Source organism: Salinimonas chungwhensis DSM 16280 (assembly GCF_000378185.1).
GTDB lineage: Bacteria > Pseudomonadota > Gammaproteobacteria > Enterobacterales > Alteromonadaceae > Alteromonas > Alteromonas chungwhensis.
In genome coordinates this window covers 1-22,099 of the sequence record NZ_KB899392.1, presented here as the reverse complement: position 1 = coordinate 22,099, position 22,099 = coordinate 1, and the positions used below count along the sequence as shown (strand labels likewise).

At 45.7% G+C, this 22,099-nt stretch carries 19 protein-coding genes; 12 read left to right on the top strand and 7 right to left on the bottom strand.

The features are described 5' to 3' along the window. Window positions 1-48 precede the first annotated feature (48 nt). From fadD to F458_RS0117450, 6 genes are all read left to right on the top strand, one after another. On the top strand, window positions 49-1,701 hold the full coding sequence (fadD, locus tag F458_RS0117475) for a long-chain-fatty-acid--CoA ligase FadD (RefSeq protein ID WP_018984736.1): 1,653 nt from the start codon (window positions 49-51) through the stop codon (window positions 1,699-1,701). Between the two features lie 85 nt (window positions 1,702-1,786). Further along, window positions 1,787-2,944: a ribonuclease D gene (rnd, locus tag F458_RS0117470; RefSeq protein ID WP_018984735.1), complete on the top strand. Its 1,158-nt coding sequence runs from the start codon at window positions 1,787-1,789 to the stop codon at window positions 2,942-2,944. A 3-nt stretch (window positions 2,945-2,947) separates the two neighbouring features. Beyond that, window positions 2,948-3,247 (top strand): YcgL domain-containing protein, encoded by a 300-nt coding sequence (locus F458_RS0117465; RefSeq protein WP_018984734.1) that lies wholly within the window; start codon window positions 2,948-2,950, stop codon window positions 3,245-3,247. Then, a complete protein-coding gene (locus tag F458_RS0117460) occupies window positions 3,247-4,236 on the top strand; it encodes a lytic murein transglycosylase (RefSeq protein WP_018984733.1) in 990 nt (329 codons plus the stop codon). The genes F458_RS0117465 and F458_RS0117460 overlap by 1 nt, the downstream gene beginning before the upstream one ends. 1 nt (window position 4,237) lies before the next feature. After that, entirely contained in the window at window positions 4,238-4,903 is a 666-nt protein-coding gene (locus F458_RS0117455; protein ID WP_018984732.1) for a fumarylacetoacetate hydrolase family protein, read from the top strand. Beyond that, window positions 4,900-5,394 carry a YcgN family cysteine cluster protein gene (locus tag F458_RS0117450; RefSeq protein ID WP_018984731.1) on the top strand — a complete coding sequence of 165 codons (495 nt, stop codon included), beginning with the start codon at window positions 4,900-4,902 and terminating at the stop codon, window positions 5,392-5,394. Before F458_RS0117455 ends, F458_RS0117450 begins: the two co-directional genes overlap by 4 nt. A 43-nt stretch (window positions 5,395-5,437) precedes the next feature. On the opposite strand, the gene F458_RS0117445 is transcribed toward F458_RS0117450, so the two are convergent. From F458_RS0117445 to nhaB, 3 genes are read right to left on the bottom strand one after another with little or no spacing between them, the layout of a single operon-like run. Then, window positions 5,438-5,953, bottom strand: coding sequence for a GNAT family N-acetyltransferase (locus tag F458_RS0117445; RefSeq protein WP_232362684.1), 516 nt, complete (start codon window positions 5,951-5,953; stop codon window positions 5,438-5,440). Between the two features lie 32 nt (window positions 5,954-5,985). Further along, entirely contained in the window at window positions 5,986-6,504 is a 519-nt protein-coding gene (dsbB, locus tag F458_RS0117440) for a disulfide bond formation protein DsbB (RefSeq protein WP_018984729.1), read from the bottom strand. 19 nt (window positions 6,505-6,523) lie between these two features. Further along, window positions 6,524-8,101 carry a sodium/proton antiporter NhaB gene (gene nhaB, locus F458_RS0117435; protein WP_018984728.1) on the bottom strand — a complete coding sequence of 526 codons (1,578 nt, stop codon included), beginning with the start codon at window positions 8,099-8,101 and terminating at the stop codon, window positions 6,524-6,526. Window positions 8,102-8,718: 617 nt separating this feature from the next. Here nhaB and iadA point away from each other — a divergent pair. From iadA to F458_RS0117415, 4 genes are all read left to right on the top strand, one after another. Continuing rightward, complete coding sequence (gene iadA, locus F458_RS0117430) at window positions 8,719-9,867, top strand: beta-aspartyl-peptidase (RefSeq protein WP_026294770.1); 1,149 nt, start codon at window positions 8,719-8,721, stop codon at window positions 9,865-9,867. Window positions 9,868-9,871: 4 nt separating this feature from the next. Beyond that, window positions 9,872-10,690: a cyanophycinase gene (locus F458_RS0117425; protein ID WP_018984726.1), complete on the top strand. Its 819-nt coding sequence runs from the start codon at window positions 9,872-9,874 to the stop codon at window positions 10,688-10,690. A 275-nt stretch (window positions 10,691-10,965) separates the two neighbouring features. Continuing rightward, the gene (cphA, locus tag F458_RS0117420) at window positions 10,966-13,794 is read left to right on the top strand and encodes a cyanophycin synthetase (protein ID WP_018984725.1); all 2,829 of its coding nucleotides are present in this window, start codon (window positions 10,966-10,968) and stop codon (window positions 13,792-13,794) included. Then, window positions 13,795-15,534: a Mur ligase family protein gene (locus tag F458_RS0117415; RefSeq protein WP_018984724.1), complete on the top strand. Its 1,740-nt coding sequence runs from the start codon at window positions 13,795-13,797 to the stop codon at window positions 15,532-15,534. A 111-nt stretch (window positions 15,535-15,645) separates the two neighbouring features. Here F458_RS0117415 and F458_RS0117410 read toward each other — a convergent pair whose 3' ends face one another. Further along, a complete protein-coding gene (locus F458_RS0117410; RefSeq protein WP_018984723.1) occupies window positions 15,646-16,788 on the bottom strand; it encodes a N(5)-(carboxyethyl)ornithine synthase in 1,143 nt (380 codons plus the stop codon). 631 nt (window positions 16,789-17,419) lie between these two features. Beyond that, window positions 17,420-18,247 carry a MipA/OmpV family protein gene (locus tag F458_RS0117400; RefSeq protein ID WP_018984721.1) on the bottom strand — a complete coding sequence of 276 codons (828 nt, stop codon included), beginning with the start codon at window positions 18,245-18,247 and terminating at the stop codon, window positions 17,420-17,422. Window positions 18,248-18,648: 401 nt separating this feature from the next. Between F458_RS0117400 and F458_RS0117395 the strand changes: the two genes are divergently transcribed. Beyond that, window positions 18,649-19,443: a LytTR family DNA-binding domain-containing protein gene (locus tag F458_RS0117395; RefSeq protein WP_018984720.1), complete on the top strand. Its 795-nt coding sequence runs from the start codon at window positions 18,649-18,651 to the stop codon at window positions 19,441-19,443. 316 nt (window positions 19,444-19,759) lie between these two features. On the opposite strand, the gene F458_RS21225 is transcribed toward F458_RS0117395, so the two are convergent. Continuing rightward, window positions 19,760-19,846, bottom strand: a complete 87-nt coding sequence (locus F458_RS21225; protein WP_408640340.1) for a PEP-CTERM sorting domain-containing protein — start codon at window positions 19,844-19,846, stop codon at window positions 19,760-19,762. Between the two features lie 122 nt (window positions 19,847-19,968). Beyond that, on the bottom strand, window positions 19,969-20,382 hold the full coding sequence (locus tag F458_RS19855; protein ID WP_156824292.1) for a hypothetical protein: 414 nt from the start codon (window positions 20,380-20,382) through the stop codon (window positions 19,969-19,971). Window positions 20,383-21,063: 681 nt separating this feature from the next. Between F458_RS19855 and F458_RS0117380 the strand changes: the two genes are divergently transcribed. Next, on the top strand, window positions 21,064-21,735 hold the full coding sequence (locus tag F458_RS0117380) for a DUF4386 family protein (protein ID WP_018984717.1): 672 nt from the start codon (window positions 21,064-21,066) through the stop codon (window positions 21,733-21,735). Window positions 21,736-22,099: the final 364 nt, after the last annotated feature.

Sequence of the window (22,099 nt, the reverse complement as noted above, 5' to 3'; positions counted from 1 at the left end):
ACGGTGCGGGCTGGGCTAAAGGTAAAAGAATAATAAGTAGGAGGTTTTGTGGAGAAAACCTGGCTTGAGCATTATGACCCACGGGTCTCTGCAGACATCGATCCGGACCGCTATTCATCAGTTGTCGACATTTTCGAACAATCTATTTCAGAGTATGGTGACAATACAGCCTATATAAACATGGGCCATAAAATGAGCTTCAGTGAACTTGATGCTCAGACAAAGCAATTTGCAGCCTATCTGCAAAACAGCGGGCTGAAACGAGGCGATGCGGTTGCGATTATGATGCCCAATTTGCTTCAGTATCCGATAGCCATGTTTGGTATCTTGCGTGCCGGAATGGTGGTAGTAAATGTTAATCCTTTGTATACCGCCCGCGAGCTAAAGCATCAGTTAACCGATGCCAATGCTAAGGCTATTGTAATAGTTGAAAACTTTGCCTGTACACTGGAGCAAGTAGTCAAAGATACACCGGTTGAGCAGGTTTTATTGACCTCACTGGGAGATATGCATCCGGCCCCGAAACGGTGGGTAGTCAATTTTGCGGTTAAATATGTCAAAAAAATGGTGCCGTCTTATCAATTGCCTGAGGCGGTGCCATTTAGAGCCGCGTTGAAAAAGGGTGAAAGTCAAACCTTTACGCGCCCCCAAATCAGTGGCGAGGACCTGGCGTTTTTGCAGTACACCGGCGGCACCACAGGCGTATCTAAGGGCGCAATGCTGACCCATCGCAATATGATAGCCAACCTTGAGCAGGTTTCAGGTATTCTTGAGACGGTAATTGATAAAGGCAAAGATTTGGTGGTCACAGCATTGCCGCTTTATCATATCTTCGCTCTGCTGGCTAACGGCTTACTATTTCTTAAATATGGCTGTCCCAACCTGTTGATTACCAATCCGCGCGATATGAACGGGTTTGTCAAAGAGTTAGACAAATATCCTTTCGCGATCTTGCCTGGCGTAAATACCTTGTTCAACGGTTTGTTAAATACTCCCGGATTCAGTGAATTAGACTTTTCTCATTTCAAGTTTGGCTTGGGCGGGGGCATGGCAGTTCAACGTCCGGTGGCCGAAAAGTGGCAGAAAGTTACTAATACAGTTCTACTGGAAGGGTATGGTTTGACTGAATGCTCCCCGGTAGTTGCGGTAACACCGCCACAAATCAGTGAATATAAAGGAAGCATTGGTTTACCCGTGCCATCCACCGAGATTAAATTGCTGGATGATGATGGCAATGAAGTGGGTGAGGGTGAACCTGGCGAACTATGGGTGAAAGGCCCGCAGGTTATGCGGGGTTACCTGAACCGGGACGAGGCCACAGCTGAAATTCTTAAAGATGGCTGGCTTGCTACCGGGGATATTGCTGAGGTAGATAAAGAGGGTTACTTCTATATTGTTGATCGGAAAAAAGATATGATTCTGGTTTCCGGCTTTAACGTGTTTCCCAATGAAATTGAGGAAGTGGCCGCCATGCATGATAAAATTGTAGAGGCCGCTGCGATTGGAGAAAGCCACGAAGTTAGTGGTGAAGTGGTTAAACTTTATGTGGTCAGAAACGATGAGTCGTTAACGGAAGAAGATGTGATTAAGCATTGCCGGGCCCACTTAACTGGCTATAAAGTGCCTAAGCATGTGGTTTTCAAAGAAGAGCTACCCAAGACAAATGTGGGCAAGATCCTGCGGCGGGAGCTGCGCGACTAATTTGCGACCAACTTACGTTGCATCATTATGGTGTCAACCTACAGATTAAGGGACAGCCGGCATTTGCCGGCTGTTTTTTTGGAATATGAAATATCAACTCATAACAACCAGTGAACAACTACGCAATGTCTGCGCGATGGCAGCCAGTCATGCTGCCATCGCGCTGGATACTGAATTTGTGCGAACCCGCACCCTTACGCCCCGGCTAGGTTTGTTGCAGTTATACGATGGCGAGCAACTGGTGTTAATTGATCCGCTCCAGATAAGTGATATGCAACCATTTATCACGCTAATGGAAAATCCTGACGTGGTGAAAGTCCTGCATTCTTGTTCAGAAGACCTGGAAACCTTTCTCAATGCTTTTAGTACCGTTCCCACGCCCGTTTTTGACACACAATTTGCTGCGGCATTGTTAAATATTGGGCCTTCATTAGGCTACGCCCGTCTGGTTGAAATTCTAAGCGGCGTGGTACTGGATAAAGGCGAGTCCCGGACTGACTGGCTGGCCAGGCCCTTAAGTGAAAAACAGCTTCACTATGCGGCAAACGATGTTTTGTATCTGCTACCAGTGTACGAAACGATAAATAAGCAGATTACTGAACTTGGTAAACTTGGTTGGGTATTTGATGAGATGAATACCCTGGTGGCAAAAAAAGCGGCCAGCATGCCGCCTGAATATGCTTACCTGTTAATTAAAAATAATTGGCGGTTAAATACTGAACAGTTGACGGTGTTGCAACACCTCGCAGCATGGCGTTTAGGCATGGCCCGCGAAAAAGATTTGGCTATAAACTTCGTACTAAAAGAATCAATTATGTATGAAATTGCTATGCGACTTCCCGATAACAGGAATTCACTTAGTCATGTGACGGGAATGATTGGGCCTACCATGCGCCGTTTTGGTGAAGTTATTCTTGAGATAGTGAATAAAGCGAGGGAAGAATTTCGTGATTTACCTGCTGAAAAACGCGTGCCAAGTCCATCAAGACTGGTGGATTTTCCGGGTTATAAAAAAAACCTGGCGCTGCTAAAACAGGCAGCCGATGACATTGCCCGGAACCAGAATGTGCCGGTGGAGGTTATCGCCTCTAAAAAACAGCTCAACCAGGTGCTAAAATGGTATTGGTTTGATATTGATGAGACTCGGGTTCAGGGCTTGCTACCAGATTTGTTAACGGGTTGGCGTGCGCCTCTGTTTGCTTCATATCTGGATAAAATTCTCGGCCCAGTTGAAAAGAGTTAACTTATGCTTTGCGCAGTTTATAAAACAAACAAAAAAGAAGGTATGTACCTGTACCTTCCTGAAAAAGATAATTTCGACGATGTTCCTGACCAATTAATGCACCAATTCGGCAAGCCAGAACTGGCTATGCTATTGCCACTGCATAAACGCGAAACATTGGGGCGTGTCTCCAAAGAAACATTGGTCAATGCGCTTAACGATAAAGGTTATTACTTGCAAATGCCCCCTAAAGAAACCGACTTACTGGTAGAGCATCGGCTTTCATTGGGTTTGTCCCCCCGGGAAGAGGCGAAAAAATTCTGATGAGATATGTGTTCAGCGCCATGATGCTGTGTTGCATGGTTTTTTTCTGCGTACATGTTCAGGCTGACGACCAGCCCAAAAATGAAGCGGCCTTTCAAGACTATGTGAAAGGGTTAAAATCAGAAGCGATTGACAGAGGATATGACAAGACCTGGCTGGAAAAATTGCTAAAAGAGGTGACGTTTCGGCCCACCGTAGTCAAAGCTGATAACAACCAGCCTGAGAAAAAAATCACCCTCGATAGCTATTTGGCTACCCGGGTGCCAGATTGGAAAGTCGATCAGGCGGTAGCAATGTTCGATGAGCACCGGGCGTTACTGGAAAAGATTGGACGAGACTATGCCGTACAGCCTCGATTTATTGTTGCGCTGTGGGGGAATGAGTCCAATTTTGGAAAAATACAGGGTAAGCATGACGTTTTATCAGCATTAGCTTCGCTGGCCTTCGAAGGGCGGCGGGAAGCACTATTTAAAAAGCAGTTCTTTGCCGCGCTGCAAATATTAGAGGAAGGCCATGTCGAAAAAGCCCGGTTTGTTGGTTCCTGGGCCGGCGCTATGGGCCAGAGCCAGTTTATGCCTACCTCATTTTTGACCTATGCTGTTGATTATAACGGAGATGGCAAAAAGGATATCTGGGGTACACCTGCCGACGTTTTCGCCTCTATTGCTAACTTTTTGCATAGTGAGGGATGGAAGAGCGACTATACCTGGGGACGTCAGGTTACACTCCATGAAAACTATATCGGTGAGCATGCAGGACTGAAGACCTTCGATTCGTTGCAGACATGGCAATCCCGGGGAGTACGTCGCTATGATGGTTCAGATTTGCCGCAGGCAGATATAAAAGCTTCATTAATTATGCCTGATGGTCTCGATGGCAGGGTGTACCTTGTCTATAATAATTTTCACACGCTTATGAAATGGAATCGGTCGACGTATTTTGGCGTTTCGGTGGGTTACCTTTCAGATCGAATCAAAAAAGGACATTGATATGTACCGTCACCTGGATAATCTGGATTTACCAATAGACTTGCCCATAGGCAAAGTAGTCTGCGTAGGCCGGAATTATCTGGATCACGTCAGGGAAATGAATACCAAAGTCAGCGAACAGGCTTTGTTGTTTATGAAGCCCACTACCGCTTTATGTCATCTGCAGCAGCCGATAAAAATACCGGCGCAAAGAGGGCAGTGTCATAACGAGGTGGAAATTGCAGTATTGATTAAAGATCGGCTGTGCAATGCCAGCGAGGAAACGGTCTCTGGTGGCTTGTGGGGCATCGGTATGGGCCTTGACCTTACACTACGCGATATTCAGTCAACACTTAAGCAGCAGGGTCACCCGTGGGAGCGGGCGAAAGCATTCGATGCCAGTTGTCCGGTCTCAGGCTTTGTGCCTGCTTCGCAAATTCCGGCATTGCAGGCGTTAAGTTTTACGTTGTCGGTGAATAATGAAGTTCGACAACAGGGCAACACAAAAGATATGATACGCGGCATTATTTCGCTGATAGCAGAAATATCTGAATCCTTTACCCTTGAAAGCGGAGATATCGTAATGACGGGCACCCCCAGCGGCGTTGCTGCCTTACATCACGGTGATAATGTTGAAGCTTCTCTGGATGGCTATTTTCTTATTCAAACCAATGTTGTTGCTGTATGACCGAAAAATTCTGGGAAACCAAGCCGTTAAGTGAAATGTCCGAGCAGGAGTGGGAATCATTATGTGATGGTTGTGCAAAATGTTGTCTGCACAAGTTCATTGAAGATGACGACGCTGATGAGGCTATCAGCACAGATGCTGCCCAACCTGAAGAGGAAATTCATTACACCAATATTGTCTGTACACTGTTAAACACCAAAACATGCAGTTGCAGTCAGTACGAACGTCGTACCGAACTGGTCCCGGATTGTGTCAAACTCACCAAAGATAATCTCAAAGACATTTTTTTCATGCCGCCAAGCTGTAGCTATCGTCGGCTATATGAAGGACGAGGCTTGCCTTCCTGGCACCCGTTATTAAACCAGGGAAAAAAGTCGGCAATGCATCAAAATGGAATGTCAGTACGGGGTAAAACTGTCTATGAAAGTGATGTTGATTTGGCTGTATTTGAAGATTATATAGCACTCTGGCCCATTAAAGATCTCGATTAAGGGGCCTCTTTACATCGTCAAGACAATTACATTGCTGAGGTAGTCAGCCAGCCAGCAGCGCGTATAAATACGCATCGCGACCAAATATTCTCTTTCGGCACAAACCTTCTTTATCAGCGCCAAGTTTCTCGGCAACGCGCATACTGGCTTTGTTGCCTGGTTCGATAAAAAGCTCAAGCCGATGCAAATTAATTTGTGAGAACGCCATTTTAGCCAGACTTTCACACAGGTTGACAGCCAGACCATTACCACACGCTTCTGGTCTAATCCAGTAACCCAGGTTCGCTGTAGCGTGCAAAGGGTGGATATAATTGATAATACCCATACCCAGACAAACACCATCACCCATTAAAAGATAGGTTATCCCGTAGCCTGATTCGCGCTTTTTTTCCATTTCCTCAATGCACTGTCGCGTCGCAGAAGGGGTCAAGGGGCACAGCGAATTGCCCAGCCAGGGCCTCACATGACCGGAGGATGCGCGACAGGCATCGCACAAGCTGTCCTGATGCTTGTAAGCGAGACGTACGACAGAGATGTTCCCATACCCAGATGATGCCACCGGCAACCTGGAGGGGAGAGTTCTGAGATCGCTCAAATGTGTTTTTTACCTACGATACGACTGATAAAGACAATAACAAATACGATCAGATACGCCGCAAAGATTACTCTCATCCATTCTGCCATGCCCATAGCCAAAAATTGCCAGCTATTTTCTGTACAGTCTCCTTTAGCTGCAAATATCGTGGGCAACCACTCATGTAGCGGCATAAATGTAGGAAAATTGGGAACAATTTCACAACTTGCAAAAAAAGGATTTTTCGCATTAAGTATTTCTATGTGCTCCAGCGCAATGAGTAAACCCCAACCGGCTGAAACAACCCAACCAGCAAACCCCAGCAGCCGTGTTACCCCGTTATTTTTAAGCAGTACTAACAGAGCCGATAGCAGAATACCGTAGACAGCAGTGCGCTGATATATACACATGATACAGGGCTCTAAACCCATGCCATACTGGAAGTAAAGCGCGACAATCTGTAACGCCAGCGCCGATAAAAACAATATAAACCAGGCCGACTTTCTGTCGGCCATCTGACTAATAAAATGAATCATAAATGGCTTTAATTACCTCTTAGTGAGCGTTCTCGCTGGATATTGCATCACTATGGTGCTCGATAAGATGTAAGTCATGCAGCATTTGTGTAGCGTCCAGCAAGCCATAATACGTTGCCAGTAAACCGACCAGGGTCAGCACAATGGTATAAGGCAACGCCATAATTACCATTTTACCGTAAGATAACCTCAACAGCGGCGCTATTGCTGAAGTCAGCAGAAATAAGAATGCTGCCTGTCCGTTAGGTGTTGCTACGCTAGGCAGATTGGTTCCGGTATTAATCGCTACCGCCAGCAAATCGAACTGGTCACGGGTGATCTGGCCTTCTTTTAGCGCTGCGGTTACTTCGGTGATGTAGACAGAACCAACAAACACATTATCAGACACCATGGATAAAACACCATTGGCAAGATAGAACATAACCAGCTGTGTTTTACCTTCAAAGCTCAGTACCCACTGGATAACCGGTTGAAAAAGCCCTTGATCGATAATTACAGCGACAACGCCAAAAAATACACAAAGCAGGGCAGTAAAAGGTAAGGCTTCTTCAAATGCTTTGCCCAATGCATGTTCTTCAATAATGCCACTCATAGATGTAGCGAGAATGATAACGGACAGACCGATTAAGCCTACCGAAGCAAAGTGGCCGGCAAGTCCAACAATCAACCATACTCCAATCAGCGCCTGAACAGCCAGACGTGCAGTGTCACGCCTGGTGCGCTCCTGGTCGGTATGTTTGTCATATTGCACAAGAATATCGCGGACAGCTAACGGTAATTTGGCGCCGTAGCTAAACAATTTTGTTTTTTCAAGTAACACAGTGGTGAGCAGACCGGCAATAAAAACAGGTACAGTAATGGGCGACATTCGAATAAAGAACTCTAGGAAGCTCCAGCCGGCTTTATCAGCGATAATCAGGTTTTGGGGTTCACCCACCATTGTCATGACCCCACCCAGCGCAGTACCCACGGCTGAATGCATCATAAGATTGCGTAAAAACGCCCGGAAGTTCTCGAGATCGTTACTGCCAAGCTCTCGCACTCCATCGTCAGAGGTGTGGTCATGGGGATGATGAAACTCTTTACCCGAGGCAACTTTATGATAAATAGTATAAAAGCCCAGTCCCACGCTGATGATGACCGCAACCACTGTCAGCGCATCGAGAAATGCCGAAAGAAACGCGGATGCCGTAATAAATGCCAATGAAAGTATCAGCTTATTACGTACTTTTATTACCAGTTTGGTAAACAGATAAAGCAACAGGTCTTTCATAAAAAAGATACCCGCGACCATGAATACCAGCAATAGCAGTACCTCTAAATTGACTTCTATTTCATGCAGCATGTGCTCCGGCGATGTCATGCCGATAAACATGGCTTCGATGAGCAATAGTCCGCCAGGCTGAAGGGGATAACATTTTAGTGCCATTGCCAGCGTGAAGATAAATTCGATGACCAGCAGCCAGCCTGCCAGGTAACTATCGAACATAAATACAAAGGGGTTTGCTATAAGGCAGGCGATGATGGCCTTTTTGTACCAGTCAGGCGCATGACCCAAAAAGTTGCTGTACAGGGCCATAGGCATTGAAGTTTGCATGACAGTTATCCTTTTACCACTTCAAAGAGATATTATCTTGTTTACTGTGCGCGAAGGTGCAAACAGCATTTGAGTTATCGGCTAAGCGAAGCTATTCGTTACCCTTTTTGAAAATGAATGTTAAGACTAGCGCAAAAGAAACCATTGCGGAAGAAAGGGAGAGTGAATTCTTAGTAAAATAGGCGTTTAGTCTAATATCGTGCCAATGGCCTGTTTTTCCACAATTAGCTGTCAGCGGGTGCTACACATAAAAGCGTCCGCGATTTGTACGGGGAGATACGCTGCTCTTCATCTCACTGCAACTTAACTGGCTTCACCCATATGTTTATTCGTTTTCTCGATATAGTAAGTCTTAGCTGCCGTAAAAACTTATCAGCGGTAAACAATCTCATGGGAGTATTGGCATTTTGTGAGTCTGCATTTATCAAAGACACGTAAAATTCCCCCCCCAGTGCTTGGTTAGAGTGACAAAAAAAGGCGCTGCGCGGAGATTTCGTTATCTGATGCGCTTAATGCTCTGGCAGCTAAAAAGCGAAACTGCGCTAGCTAAAGTACATGCTTAAGATATACTGCGCTCCTTATTGAAGCTATTCGACATAAATCGTGAGTTTGCCGCTGTGATTACCGTTATTAAAAACGCGAATGTGTTTGCGCCACACGCAGAGGGAATTAACCACCTTGTGTGTGCGGGCAGCAAAATCATATATATGGGTACAACTCTGCCAGCCATGGAACTTCCTCACGAGGAAATTGACGCTGACGGTGGCATGCTTACGCCGGGCTTTATTGATGGTCATACGCATTTAACCGGTGGTGGTGGCGAAGCAGGTTTTGCGACCCGGGTGCCTCCCGTACCGCTGAGTAGATTCACCCGCGCAGGTGTTACCACTGCGGTAGGATTACTGGGTACTGATGATATTACGCGCAGCACCGAGTCGCTGGTAGCCCAGGTTTATGCACTACGTGAAGAAGGGTTTTCAGCGTACTGTTACACCGGCGGATATCATTTGCCACCGACCACGCTTACCGGCTCGGTGCAAACTGATATCGTATTCATAGAACCTGTCGTTGGTGTAGGTGAGCTGGCTATAAGTGATCATCGTTCTAGTCAGCCCACGCTAAACGAGCTGCTAAAAATAGCTTCACAGGCCCATGTTGCACGATTGATGACCGGCAAAGCGGGCATGCTGCATTTACATTTAGGTGACGGTAAGCGGGGCTTAGGCTTAATTCGCGAGGCTTTATCGCAGTCAGAAATCCCACCGCGCACTTATAATCCGACCCACATAAACCGCCAGAAGTTTTTGTTCGAAGAAGCATGTGAGCTGGCTAAGAAGGGCTGTTGGGTAGATGTTACGGCGTTTGAATCAGGCGACGAAGGCTACGACCCAGCCGATGCATTGCAACGCTATATGCAACAGAACTTACCCCAGGATAAACTCACTATCAGTTCAGACGGCGGCGGGTGCTTACCCGATTTTCACGCTGATGGTAGTTTAGCGAAAATGGATTTTGCTGATTCCCAATCTATGACCAATGTTTTTTACGCGCTTGTTGATAATGGGGAAGAGGTATCTCGCTTTTTACCATTTTTTACTAAAAACGTTGCTCAGCTAATGAATTTTCATAATAAGGGCCACATTAGTGTAGGCGCTGACGCCGACATCCTTATTTTTGATAAACATAATAGAATTGAGCATGTCATTGCTTTAGGGCAATTTCATGTGAAGCATAAACAGCAAATTAAAAAAGGCACATTCGAGTAATATTATGCCCTCTCCTAGTATTGATGGCACCCATCGTGGATATGTTATCCCGATTGGTGGTGCGGAAGAAAAAATTGATAACCCGGAAATTTTAGCCAAATTTGTGGCGCTTTGCGGTGGAACGGATGCGGTAATTACCATTATTCCAACAGCGTCTCAGTTAGACGATACCGGGACTCGGTATCAAAAGATATTCAACGAAATTGGGGTCAAAGAAGCCTGCTCATTACCAATTTCTGAGCGTGTTGATGCGCAGAACGAAGATTACGTGAAGATGCTTGAAAAGAGTACGGGCATTTTTGTTACTGGTGGCAATCAACTGCGCCTGTCTACCATTTTGGGCGGTACGCCTATTGCGACAACTATTCGCCAACTTAACGCGCAGGGAGTACATTACGCGGGTACGTCGGCTGGTGCCGCTATTGTCTCACAACATATGATAACCGGTGGTAACACCGGCATAGTACCTACTGAGGATGGTGTTAATCTTGCGCCAGGTATGGGGCTTATCAATACGATTGTGCTGGATCAACACTTTAACCAGCGCAATCGTTTGTCTCGTCTACTGTCAGCGGTATCCTATAATCCTTTCCTTATCGGCATTGGTCTTGATGAAGACACTGCGGCATTTATCAACCCGGACAATGAATTTACCGTCGTTGGCAGTGGTGCCATTACCGTCGTTGATCCCAGCGATATAGAATATTCGTCAATGGCAGAAGCTCGCACCGGTGATGCGCTTACCTTACTAAACTTAAAAGTCCATATCTTAGCGTCAGGTGCACGCTACAGCATCACTGACAGAAAAGCCTTCACCGCATAAGTGGCTTTACTGCCTTATTGACTTGCTGCCAGCCAGTATAAGCATATTTTAAAAAGCCCGCCTGTCATCGTCCAGGCTGGCTTTTTGACAATGCGCAACGGAATGCCTGCGACAAACGCTCTGTTCTCACTCGACGCCTTTACCTGATATTTCAATCTGCTATAAGCCGATTTGCCGAAACATCACTGCCCGCAGCAGGTTTGTTTGGATCTGACCCTGTTTATTCTGTAGTGTTATCGAATAATCTGGGTAATAAAGAAAGGTAAATTGGTCTAATGAAGATTTTAAGTCAGAATGTGTATGTTGGACCCAATGTTTACGCTAATTTCCCGGTTATATGCTACCAGATAGATATCGGTGAGCTAGAGAGGTGGCCCTCAGTAAAACTCGGTCGAGGATTTATTGATGGGTTAGTAGCAGCCATACCAAGCTTGCAACAGCATGGTTGCTCCTATGGCAAAGAAGGTGGTTTTCTGCGTCGTCTAAACGAGGATGAGGGGACCTGGATTGGTCATATTTGGGAGCATGTTGCCATAGAATTGCAGAATTTGGCGGGGTCTGCGGTTTCTTTCGGGCGTACTCGCAGCTTAGAAAATGAAGGCTGCTATTATGTTGTGTACCAGTATCATCAGCGCGATGTGGGTATCAAGGCTGGCGCACTGGGACTAAAACTTCTCAAGCACTTAATGCCTGATGAGGTCCAGCAGGCCATTAATGCCGATATAGAGGCAGATTTTGACTTTAACGATGAGTTAACAGCCTTTATCAAAATGGCGCAACGAAAGGAATTTGGTCCAAGTACCGCTTCATTAGTCGCCGCCGCAGAAAGCCGTGATATTCCATGGCTACGCCTTAATAAGTATAGTTTAGTGCAGTTTGGCCATGGTAAGTATCAGCAGCGTATTCAAGCCACGATTACCAGTGAAACAAAACATATTGCAGTAGAAATTTCCTGCGACAAAGAAGACACCCATAACCTGCTTAATGATCTTGGCTTACCCGTGCCTCAACAGCTTATGGTTTATAGTGAGCAACAAGCTGTTAAAGCCGCTCATCGCATTGGTTTTCCCGTGGTTTTAAAGCCATTAAATGCAAACCACGGAAGAGGGGTAAGTATCAACTTAACCACCGACAAAGAGGTGCAAGCCGCGTTCATTGAAGCGCAGCAGCACGGTACGAGCCAGGCCGTGTTAGTTGAAAGCTATCTGACCGGCTATGACCATCGGATGTTGGTGGTAAATAATGAATTAATAGCAGTAGCCAAGCGTGTCCCCGGCCATGTAGTAGGCGATGGCAAGCATACGATTGCAGAGTTGGTCGACATCGTAAACCTTGACCCCCGGCGTGGTGTAGGGCACGAAAAAGTGTTGACGCGATTAGAGCTTGATAATCAAGCCATACGCTTAATGGAAGAAGCAAGATACACCACAGAGACAGTATTACCAGAAGGTGAGCCCTTCTATCTACGTTCAACGGCAAACCTGTCCACTGGTGGTACTGCTATCGATGTGACCGACATCGTTCATCCTGATAACCGCGATATGGCAATACGTGCCATTCGGGCCATTGGCCTTGATATCGGTGGTGTTGATTTCTTAACCGAAGATATCAGCCGCTCTTATAAAGAAATAGGCGGCGGCATCTGCGAATGCAATGCAGCACCAGGCTTTCGAATGCACGTTGCGCCAAGTGAGGGTCAGCCGCGCGATGTCGCCGGCAAGGTGATGGATATGCTCTTCCCCGCAGGCAAAGACTCACGCATTCCTGTAGCAGCAATCACCGGGACCAACGGTAAAACGACCACGTCCCGCATGCTGGCCAGTATTATGAAAGCCGCAGGTCATACCACGGGGATGACATCAACAGACGGGGTTTATATTGATGGCCACCTTACTGTAAAGGGCGACATGACCGGCCCTACATCTGCACAAATCGTATTGCGCGACCCCAGCGTTGATTTTGCCATTATGGAAACGGCGCGAGGCGGTATTGTAAAGCGGGGCCTTGGTTACCAAACCTGTAATGTTGGCGCTTGCCTTAATATTACGGCAGATCACTTAGGCCAGCGTGGAGTCAATACATTAGAGCAACTTGCTCAGATAAAACGGGTAGTGGTTGAGGTTGCACAGGATTGTGTTGTGCTGAACGCGGACGATATTCACTGTTTGCAGATGGCGGAATTTTGTAGCGCTAAACAAATCTGTTACATCACCATGGACCCGGGACATGGCCTGGTGCGCGAACATATACGTCAGGGCGGTATGGCTGTAGTGCTTGAAAAGGGCATTAGCGGCGACATGATTACCATTTATGACAAAGGCGCACATATTCCGCTACTTTGGACACATTTAATTCCTGCCACCATTGAGGGTAAGGCGTTGCACAACGTTCAAAACGCCATGTTTGCAACGGCGATGGCGTATAGCTTTGACACCAGTTTAGAAGATATCCGTCAGGGTTTGCGCATTTTCAACACCTCGTTTTACCAGGCACCTGGCCGCCTGAATATATTCGATGAACATCCCTTCAAAGTTATTCTCGATTACGCCCATAACCCGGCTGCCATTAAGACTATCTCTGACCTTGCCTCGCGCTTAGACGTGAAAGGTAAGCGTCGGTTAGTCATTGCGATGCCTGGCGATCGTCGTGATGAAGATATTATTGAGGCAGCAAAATCAGTGGCGTCGACATTTGATACATTTGTGTGCAAAGCCGACGATGACAGACGGGGGCGTGGCTATGATGAAGTCCCTCTGCTTCTGAAGAAAACACTTATAGAAGAAGGCGTCGACGACCATGATATTCAGGTTATTCCTAATGAGGAAGAAAGCACAGACGCGGCGTTATCGTCCTGTAACGCAGGCGACTTACTTGTAATATTAGGTGACAATATTACCCGCTGCTGGAAGCAGATCGTGCGTTTTAATAATGATGGTGTCGCGGAATCAACAGAGTCTCAGTTCAACATGACGCCTTCCCAGGATTACCCGGATAAACTATTTGAACCGGTTGAAAATGAATTTGAGTTACAGGAAGGGCAGCGTATCGTAAACGATGAGCGTGGTGTACATATTGTTGTCGAGCGTGATGAAGAGTCAGATTAAATGGAACCGCCGAACAATGTAATACGCCTTGAGTTAGATGAAGTGCGCCGCCTTACGGGGCCAAATCTGTTGTCTGACAACGCCGGAGCCATTATTGATGTGCTGTTTGAAGGTATCGACGCTCAAGCGGTAATTGATTGCTGGCATAAGCATTTGCATGTGATTCAGCAGCAGTTAGCGTGGCATGAAAAAGCCTTTGTGCGGCCATTTGAAGGGGGCGCCAGTATGGCAATCTGCGCCCCCATCGACCTGTTGTACAGTGCCTGTGATGTGATTGAACTGGCGTGGGAATGTTGTATTCTCGACCTGAGCAAACATCATTCTGTACAATCTCAAACCTTACCTGTAGCAAACTTTTCTCGTCGGATAGATGAGCTGCGCACCGCTATCATGGAGCAAAGAAATCCTGCTCTTATCGCAATAGTTCAAGCGGCCACTGAGAATCAGGTACAGTGTCTGGTCGATGATGATGAGGTCAGTGTAGGTACAGGTATTTACGCGCAAACATGGCCAGTAAACGCACTTCCCGATGCAAGCACACTAGACTGGCAACCGGTCAGCGATATTCCATTAGCTTTAATCACCGGAACCAACGGAAAATCGACCAGCGTCAGACTGGCTGCACAAATCGCTAAGGCCGCGCATTTAAACGCCGGCGTTACTTCTACTGATTTTATAAAAGTCGGTGAGCAGATAATTGATGAGGGTGACTTTTCCGGGCCCGGCGGCGCCAGAATGCTATTACGCGACAATCGAACCGAAATCGCATTTTTAGAAGTCGCCCGGGGTGGTTTATTGCGTCGGGGGCTGCCGGTTTATCAGGCAAGTGCAGCCTTAGTGACGAACGTAGCCAGTGATCACTTAGGACAATACGGTATTAATACCGTGGATGAAATTGCGCAAGTAAAGTTGATGGTTGGCAAAGCTATACGTGAAGGCGACCCGTTAGTGTTAAACGCAGATGACGCACGCCTGGTAAAATTTGCAGATAGCAAAAATACCGCTATTTGCTGGTTTAGCAAACACGCCACTAACCAAAAAATCGTGCAGGCGGTAGAAACCGGATGTACCTGCACCTACGCAGAAAATAATCACATCGTCTATTTTGATGGTGAAAAAGCGGAAGTGCTTGCTCAAATTGATAAAATACCCATGACGGTGAACGGTACAGCCTTGCATAATCTTGAAAATGCGCTGGGCATCGTTGGCTTGTGTAAGTCGATGGGTATAAGCAGCGCAGCAATCACCCAGGGGTTGCTTGATTTCGAGAGTAACGCTTCCGATAACCCGGGCCGAACCAATATCTACCATCGTAACGGTGCCACCATTATCGTTGATTTTGCCCATAATTCGCACAGCATGCAGGCTGTAATCGACATGGCACTTGGGTTAAAGAAAAACAACGATTATGGCGCAGTGAAAGTATTATTTGGCCATGCAGGAGATCGCTCCAATCACGATATAAAAAGCGTGACTGATGCCATTCTTACCTTGCAGCCAGACAGCTACATATTAACGGAACTTGACAAATATTTACGTGGGCGTGAGCCCGGCGAAATATCAGATATCGTTGAGCAGCACTTGATAGCAAGCGGTGTGCAGGCGCCGCAAATTAAACGGGCCGACAGCCCGTTAAGTGGCACTAAAATCGCTTTAAAGGATATTAAGCAAGGTGATTTGATTCTTTTATTTGCTTTGATGGAACGCGAACCAATCCAGTCTTTTATTGAATCGCTATGAGTGAAAACGAACTACCCATTGCAATTGCCGGGAATTAATCAAAGCGGCGGCGTCGTACTAATCCCGGCAGGCCTGAAGGTGTAAAAGCCCAGTGAAATGGGCCTGGAACCACTAAACAGGCTGGTGTGGGTAAGCCTGTTGGCGATTTTGATAAGCCAGAATATCTGACTTTTGAACAACACCTTTGTCAATATTGATGGCCCGACGTATGGTTTCATTTTGCTGCCACCCATCCGGTCCTGCGGCTACGGCCGGCAGATGAAAAACCAGGGCGGCGGAAATAGAGCGCGAGGCACTTTCCCACAAATAGCTAGGGGTATGGTCAACAGCGTAGTAATCCACTTTTTCGACCTGGAACATGGGATCTTTAAAGGTGGTTGGCCGGGCAAAATAAAAACCCATTCCTTCGTCACAACTTACATCAATGATCAGGCAGCCGGGGTTTAGACAAGCTTTTTCCTGTTCGGTGACAAAGTCGATAGGGTGGTTAGTGTCTTGATAGATACCGTTGATAATGAGCCCCGATTCGCTAATCAACTCACACAATGGTCGTTCTGTACCATCATGTTCCACCACCATCATTCTTGCCTGGTCCGCGGTGCCAGCTTTTAACCAAACATAATGGCAATCAAGGATCTCCTCTCGGACCTCATGATCAGGTCGCTGAATACAGATAGTAATATCGCGAAAGCCATGGGCTTTGAGTGCATAAATCGCCCCGCGACTAACAGCACCAAAACTGAAGATTATCGCTTTACGCTGATTACCATAATGACCGTCTATGCCTTTAAGCTGAAGCGCATGAATCACTCCGCAGTATCCCGCCATCTCATTGTTTTTATAGAAGGTATGCCGCCCAACCTGGCCTTGGGGACCCCAGACATACATATCTTCAAACGCAATTAAGGTCTGTTGTCTGTCAATAGCAATCTGGGTGACTTCCCGTTGTTGTGTACAGTGGGGATAACCCCAGAGAACACCGCCCACCCGCAATTGCTCAAAATCGGCAAGTACCGGTTTGGCGATAATTACCGTGTCCATGGTTTCTAACAGCTCGTCTCTTGAGGCCAATCCTCCTACCTGAGCGGCAAGTTCAGCATCGTCAATACCAAAGCGCTCGCCATACCCCTTCTCAAAAATGAGTTGCTTACATATTTTTTCTGAGATCCTTGATAAATGTTCCGGATGTATCGGCACGCGCCGTTCATCTTGCTTTTTAGAGCTACCAATAACGCCTAATGAAGTCATATTCATGGTATTGCCTTATGCTTGAGCGTATGAACCAACAGGGGCTGGCAATGCTTACTGCAAGCGAAAATGAAATGTGCAGGTAATTTGATATGAAAAACAGGTGTTGATTTTCAATGCGAGAAGACTGGAGGTTGTGAAGCTAAAGTCTAAGAATTAATTCTCTTAAAGCTACGGCAGAGTATAACACAGCCCGTGTTTTATTATCTGCATATCAGGCTCCAGCCTCAAATCCGTTATCGACCGTTATCTCAATGAAATAAAGATGACTGGTGCGGCTTTCGGGGAAGCGTCTCTGCGTATGCCCATGAGCCCAATCGCTCGATGCATTGCACTAACCCATGGCGAGGATGATTACTGGTAAGAATGAGCAAAAGTTGCCTGGCGTGCCTTATTTCAGACGCATCAGTAAGTCGGTTTGCTAATTGTTTTATTGCAGCATGTCCGAGTAATGCAGTATTTTGCACAATTTTGAACTTGATAAGTGTTTCCCCGCTTAGTGCCCAATGAAATAAATAAGATATGAAACTGATTTTTGAATACAGTGGCTGCCATATTTCTAACCAACCAAGTGATATGCGGGGGCGTGGCGTATCACAGAGATTTCAGCAGCCTCGCGATTTGGCTGTAATTAAAATCAGAAAAGATAAATAAAACCAATGCCAACTTCGGTTTCATAATTATTTCGAGCGATAGGGCTGTCTCGAACGTCACCGCTGTAATATTCAAAAAGCGCTTCGCCGTAAACCTGCCAGTTTTCATTCAGATAATGACGGAAACTGTAATCTACACCAACGGAACGCCATCCCGAATCCAATGTAGTAGCAGATAGCCCAGAGGCTTCAGCTTGCACTGTATTTATGCCAAACCCTTTATTGGCATATTCGCTGTCATGAAAAACAGCAACCACGTTTACTTCATGACCAGTACCATCTACCTGGTCGCCAAATCGCCGGCCCACGCCAAATAGCCCCAAATTGCCATCACCACCTGTAACGACTCTGCTGACTAACCAGTAGCGCCAGTCCGACGTCAAGGCGCGACGCGCTTGAAGCACCAGCTCAAAACTTTCGTCTTGATCACCAAGCCCATCCAAATTGCCATCATCGGAGTCACTTTCCTCCCGGCCTTCGTCAAAACCTAATGCGCCCTCCAGCAACCAGTTTTCACTATACAGACCTCGCCAACCAAGTGCTTCACCGGCGAAGTAAAAAATATGATTGTTGTTGCGCCACTGTACTGCTCCGGCAGGCTGAAGCTCCAATCCGAACTCATCTGACCCTTCATAGGCGGTTTCATACTCAATACCTAACCCAAGTCCCAAACTCCAGCCATCCTGACCTTTGGTAAAATCATCAAGGGATGGCAATGGCACCAGTGCGACATCGCCATCCTGTGCATAAACTGATTGAAAACTCAGACAATAAATAAGAAAAATTGTTGTTAATGCAAACGCCTTTCTCATATCGAACTTACTCCGGTGTGTTTAATATAACTATAGGTTTCGTTTGTGCGTTACGCACAGGTCCATTCTTTTGCTAAGACTTCCCAACCATCTATACAAATCGCCAACCTGGTATGCGCCAAGCTACATGCGTAGGAGTTCGATGGATATCGAAATTGTAGCAACTGTCATTTATAGGCATGAACGGCACTTGATAACGGACTGTTCTTCCTCAACAGCTTATGAGAAAAAACAACAATTCGTACAAAGAACGTTCATTTTAGCGGTGTTCGTTGTATAAATACTTATCTACTAACGTTTGGAGCATAAATGTGTTAGTAAGCGATACAGTAATAGGCAGGGCACCAGTAAAGAGTGGTTTCGCTCTTACTGCAGTGGGTCTCACACTACTGTTTACTCTGATGGAGCCTGAGTCCTCTGCTAATCTTGATTTCGTTGAACGGCTCGTATTTTGGGCGCTGCAGGTTACAACAGCACTGCTCGGACTCATGGTTGCCAGTTTGTTAGTCAGTAGTATGTCTTACAAGCGCCTGCCGCTTTATATTACGCTGCTGATGTCAGGTGTGTTAGGGGCCCTCCTTGTTTCGCCGATTTTTGCTTCAATTGATAATTGGTTTGCAGGTATCAAGGACGCGCCTGATAGTTGGCTCGATATTCTCGAACAGCAGGGGCCGGTTTATCATGTTATGGCAGAATTTCTTGAGATAACGCCGGGACTAATTACGATTTGGTTTCTGATCAACATACCCTTACTTCTAAATATCACCTACAGGTTACCAACAGACGAAGATGAGCCTGCGCCCTCAACAAAGAACCTAGCGACCGAAAGAGCAACTGAGCCTCGAGAAAAATTACGAAACGATTTTTATGAGAGACTTCCGAGGGTGTTGGGTAGGGATATCGTTTCAATAAGCTCTGAGCTTCATTATGTAAATGTCAAAACGGTGGACGCAAAGGCACTGATCATTGGGGCACTTAATCAAATAGCAGAGGCGCTTGATGATGATGGTGTGTTGATACACCGTTCTCACTGGGTACACAAAAAGCACGTGGTTAATGTGCATATTTCGGGTAATCAGGCGTGGTGCGAAATGTCTGATGGAGAGCGGCTGCCAATCAGCAGAAGCAAGCGTAAGCTGGTCAAGGCATATTTCGGTAATGAACCATGTGCAGTTAAAACAAAGCGTACAGCCTAGCTCAGTCGGGTTAAATAAATTCAGGCTCTATCAAACAAAGTTCAGCATTTCTGCCTGGGTCAGAAATTATTATGTTAATTTTGCAATCATTAGTAGCCCGGTATTTTAAGTGAACGACGTGAGAGCAACAACCGAACCGAATCGACACCATTTTACTGGATCGCCACTGTTAGGAGTCTCCACATTGACTATTGTGAATACTGCCATCGACAGTGGTTGCAGCGCCCCATTCATGCGTGAAAAAGCAAACTAGCGCAAATACGTAAACACACCAGGGCATACCAATATCGGCAAGCCCTATTTTAATGAGCTGTAATTAAACTTTCTTTCTTCTCGAAAAACCAATACCGGCTAACCCGGCACCTAAGATAACGATTGAGGAAGGCTCAGGAACTTGCGCTATGATGGCAGATGGATTTTGGTATATTTGCTGAATCTCTTCAATTGTAAGAGATCAGTTTTATTGTCAGGGAAGTATTTTGCTCGCATTCATTAGATGCTTCCGTCGTAACGGAACGTTCAAATTTACTTTTCTTGATACGAAGGTGGGCTCAAACTACCAAACTTCTTTGCATGTGCTTTTTTATATGCTTTGTCGGCAGCTTTAAATTCAGTATAGGTCTCGCTCGGATTTTGATTTTCTTCAAGCATGACTTGGATCTTTGCTACAAGCTTTGCTTTCAAATCTTTCTGTTCTTGGTTTCCCATGGCCGCAACAGCACTAGCCCCCATAACATTACCCCTTTCAATTTCATTTTGCATGATTTCTTGATAAATTCTCCACTCGTATTGATTTTTGCAAACTTCGTGTTTTATATGGGAGTTTCTTCTATTTCTTCTTTTGCAAACAAATTTGAAATCCTCTTTTTCCACCAAGCTGTTAAAGGTCTCCATGAACATTTTTCTATTTTCTTCTCTTACTTCAAAGTAAAAGCTCAAAGGCCTTTGCCCTGTTATCTGAATATTCTCAAGTTTATCATTTTCCTCTTCCCCAAAGGCCGACCAACTAAAAAAAGTGAGTTAAATAATAAGAAAAATAAAATCTTCATAATGAGTGCCCATTCCAAAAAGGGGGCTCCCCCCCAGCTTCATAGCCAGCGTAATTTAGTAACCACCGGCAAGTTCATACATTAATACATAAGTAACTTGATAAGATTCATGCTGTTGAACGTATGTTACACCACCCGGGGCATCAGGGTTAGGAATCGTAGTTACAGTTGTGGTGGAAACTGTTTCCAAAAATTCACCTGGACAAGTTGGGTAAGTATCATCAGCATAGAAGGTTTTTTAATAGGCTCTGAAAATTCCCCTTCCGGCATGTAGCCGCAAACTGTTTTATAATTACCGGATTCTTGTGCGTAACTGGATGATGCAAAGAATAGGCAAGACACTAAGATAGGATATAGTAATTTCATTTAAGCTCCGTTTAAATTTATTCCCATACATTGGCATCTGCGACTGTCTATGTTGTATTTACTATCGAGTAAGGCGTATAACAAACAAATTAAGTCTCTCGCTGCAGCTCGCTGGGACGCAAACACGTGGACGGCTTCGCCATTTTCGCCCACGCGCCTGCTCCCCTTGTTTAAAAGTTAGCTTTCTCACATAAAGGATTTACAGTTGAAAAAAATCAATTATTTTTCTGGCCTATGCGCCATCTTCTTAGCGTTAATCTATATTGGCGCATTTATTTACTTCGGTGCTTTCTGGGCTTATCCATATTCAGCAGAAGTTGCTGATCAAATTTTGTACCTAGAAGAAAATCATATATCAATAGGAATCGTTTATTTTTCCATCTATGCCTTGTTTGGTGTTGTATTGTCGGTTTTGGTTCTGGGGCTGTATGAAAAGCATTCCACCCTCAAGACACAATATTTAAGTAAGCTCGCTACTTTATTTGGCGTAGTGTGGGTTGGTCTGGTTATAGCTAGTGGGTTTATATCGGTTATTGGCTTAGACGCTGTAGTTAACTTGGCGAGAACAAACGTCGAGAAGGCATCAGAGACTTGGCATATTGTAACTTTACTCACTGAAAGCCTTGGGGGCGGTAATGAACTAGTTGGTGGTATTTGGGTACTTTTAATCAGTCTATGCAATTTATATAGTAAAATATTTTCTAAGTGGCTCAATTATATTGGCTTATTTGTTGGTGCTGCTGGCATCGCAACTATCTATCCTGCCGACATTTTTACAGAGCTATTCGGTGTCTCACAAATAATTTGGTTTGTTTTTATGGGGGCCAGTTTCATCAGTCAAGCAAAAGCTGACAATCAAAATCAGGCGGACGCGTAAACGCGCCGCTGTTCTGGGCGTTGAAGGTCTGCTGTTTGTCTCAAGGTGCCGCTGACGCTGTGGGGCTGAAACGTACGTAATATGGTCATTCAACCTACTTTATTTGAATTAAAATAACTTAGGTTATGTGCTCATTGCATACGAACATTGTACGTAAGTCATTAGATGATTACCGCTTTACCTTCGATGCAATGAGTTACTTTACTCATAACGAATACTCAGGGCATGCAGTGAACGCCATCCATATTACTTTCGACGAGTAAAGGATACATAACAAACTTCATATTCAGGAGGTTGTCATGACTAACTCGTTAGATAAGTTCTCAGTGCTCATTGGCTTGGACTGGGCATCAAAAAAACACGA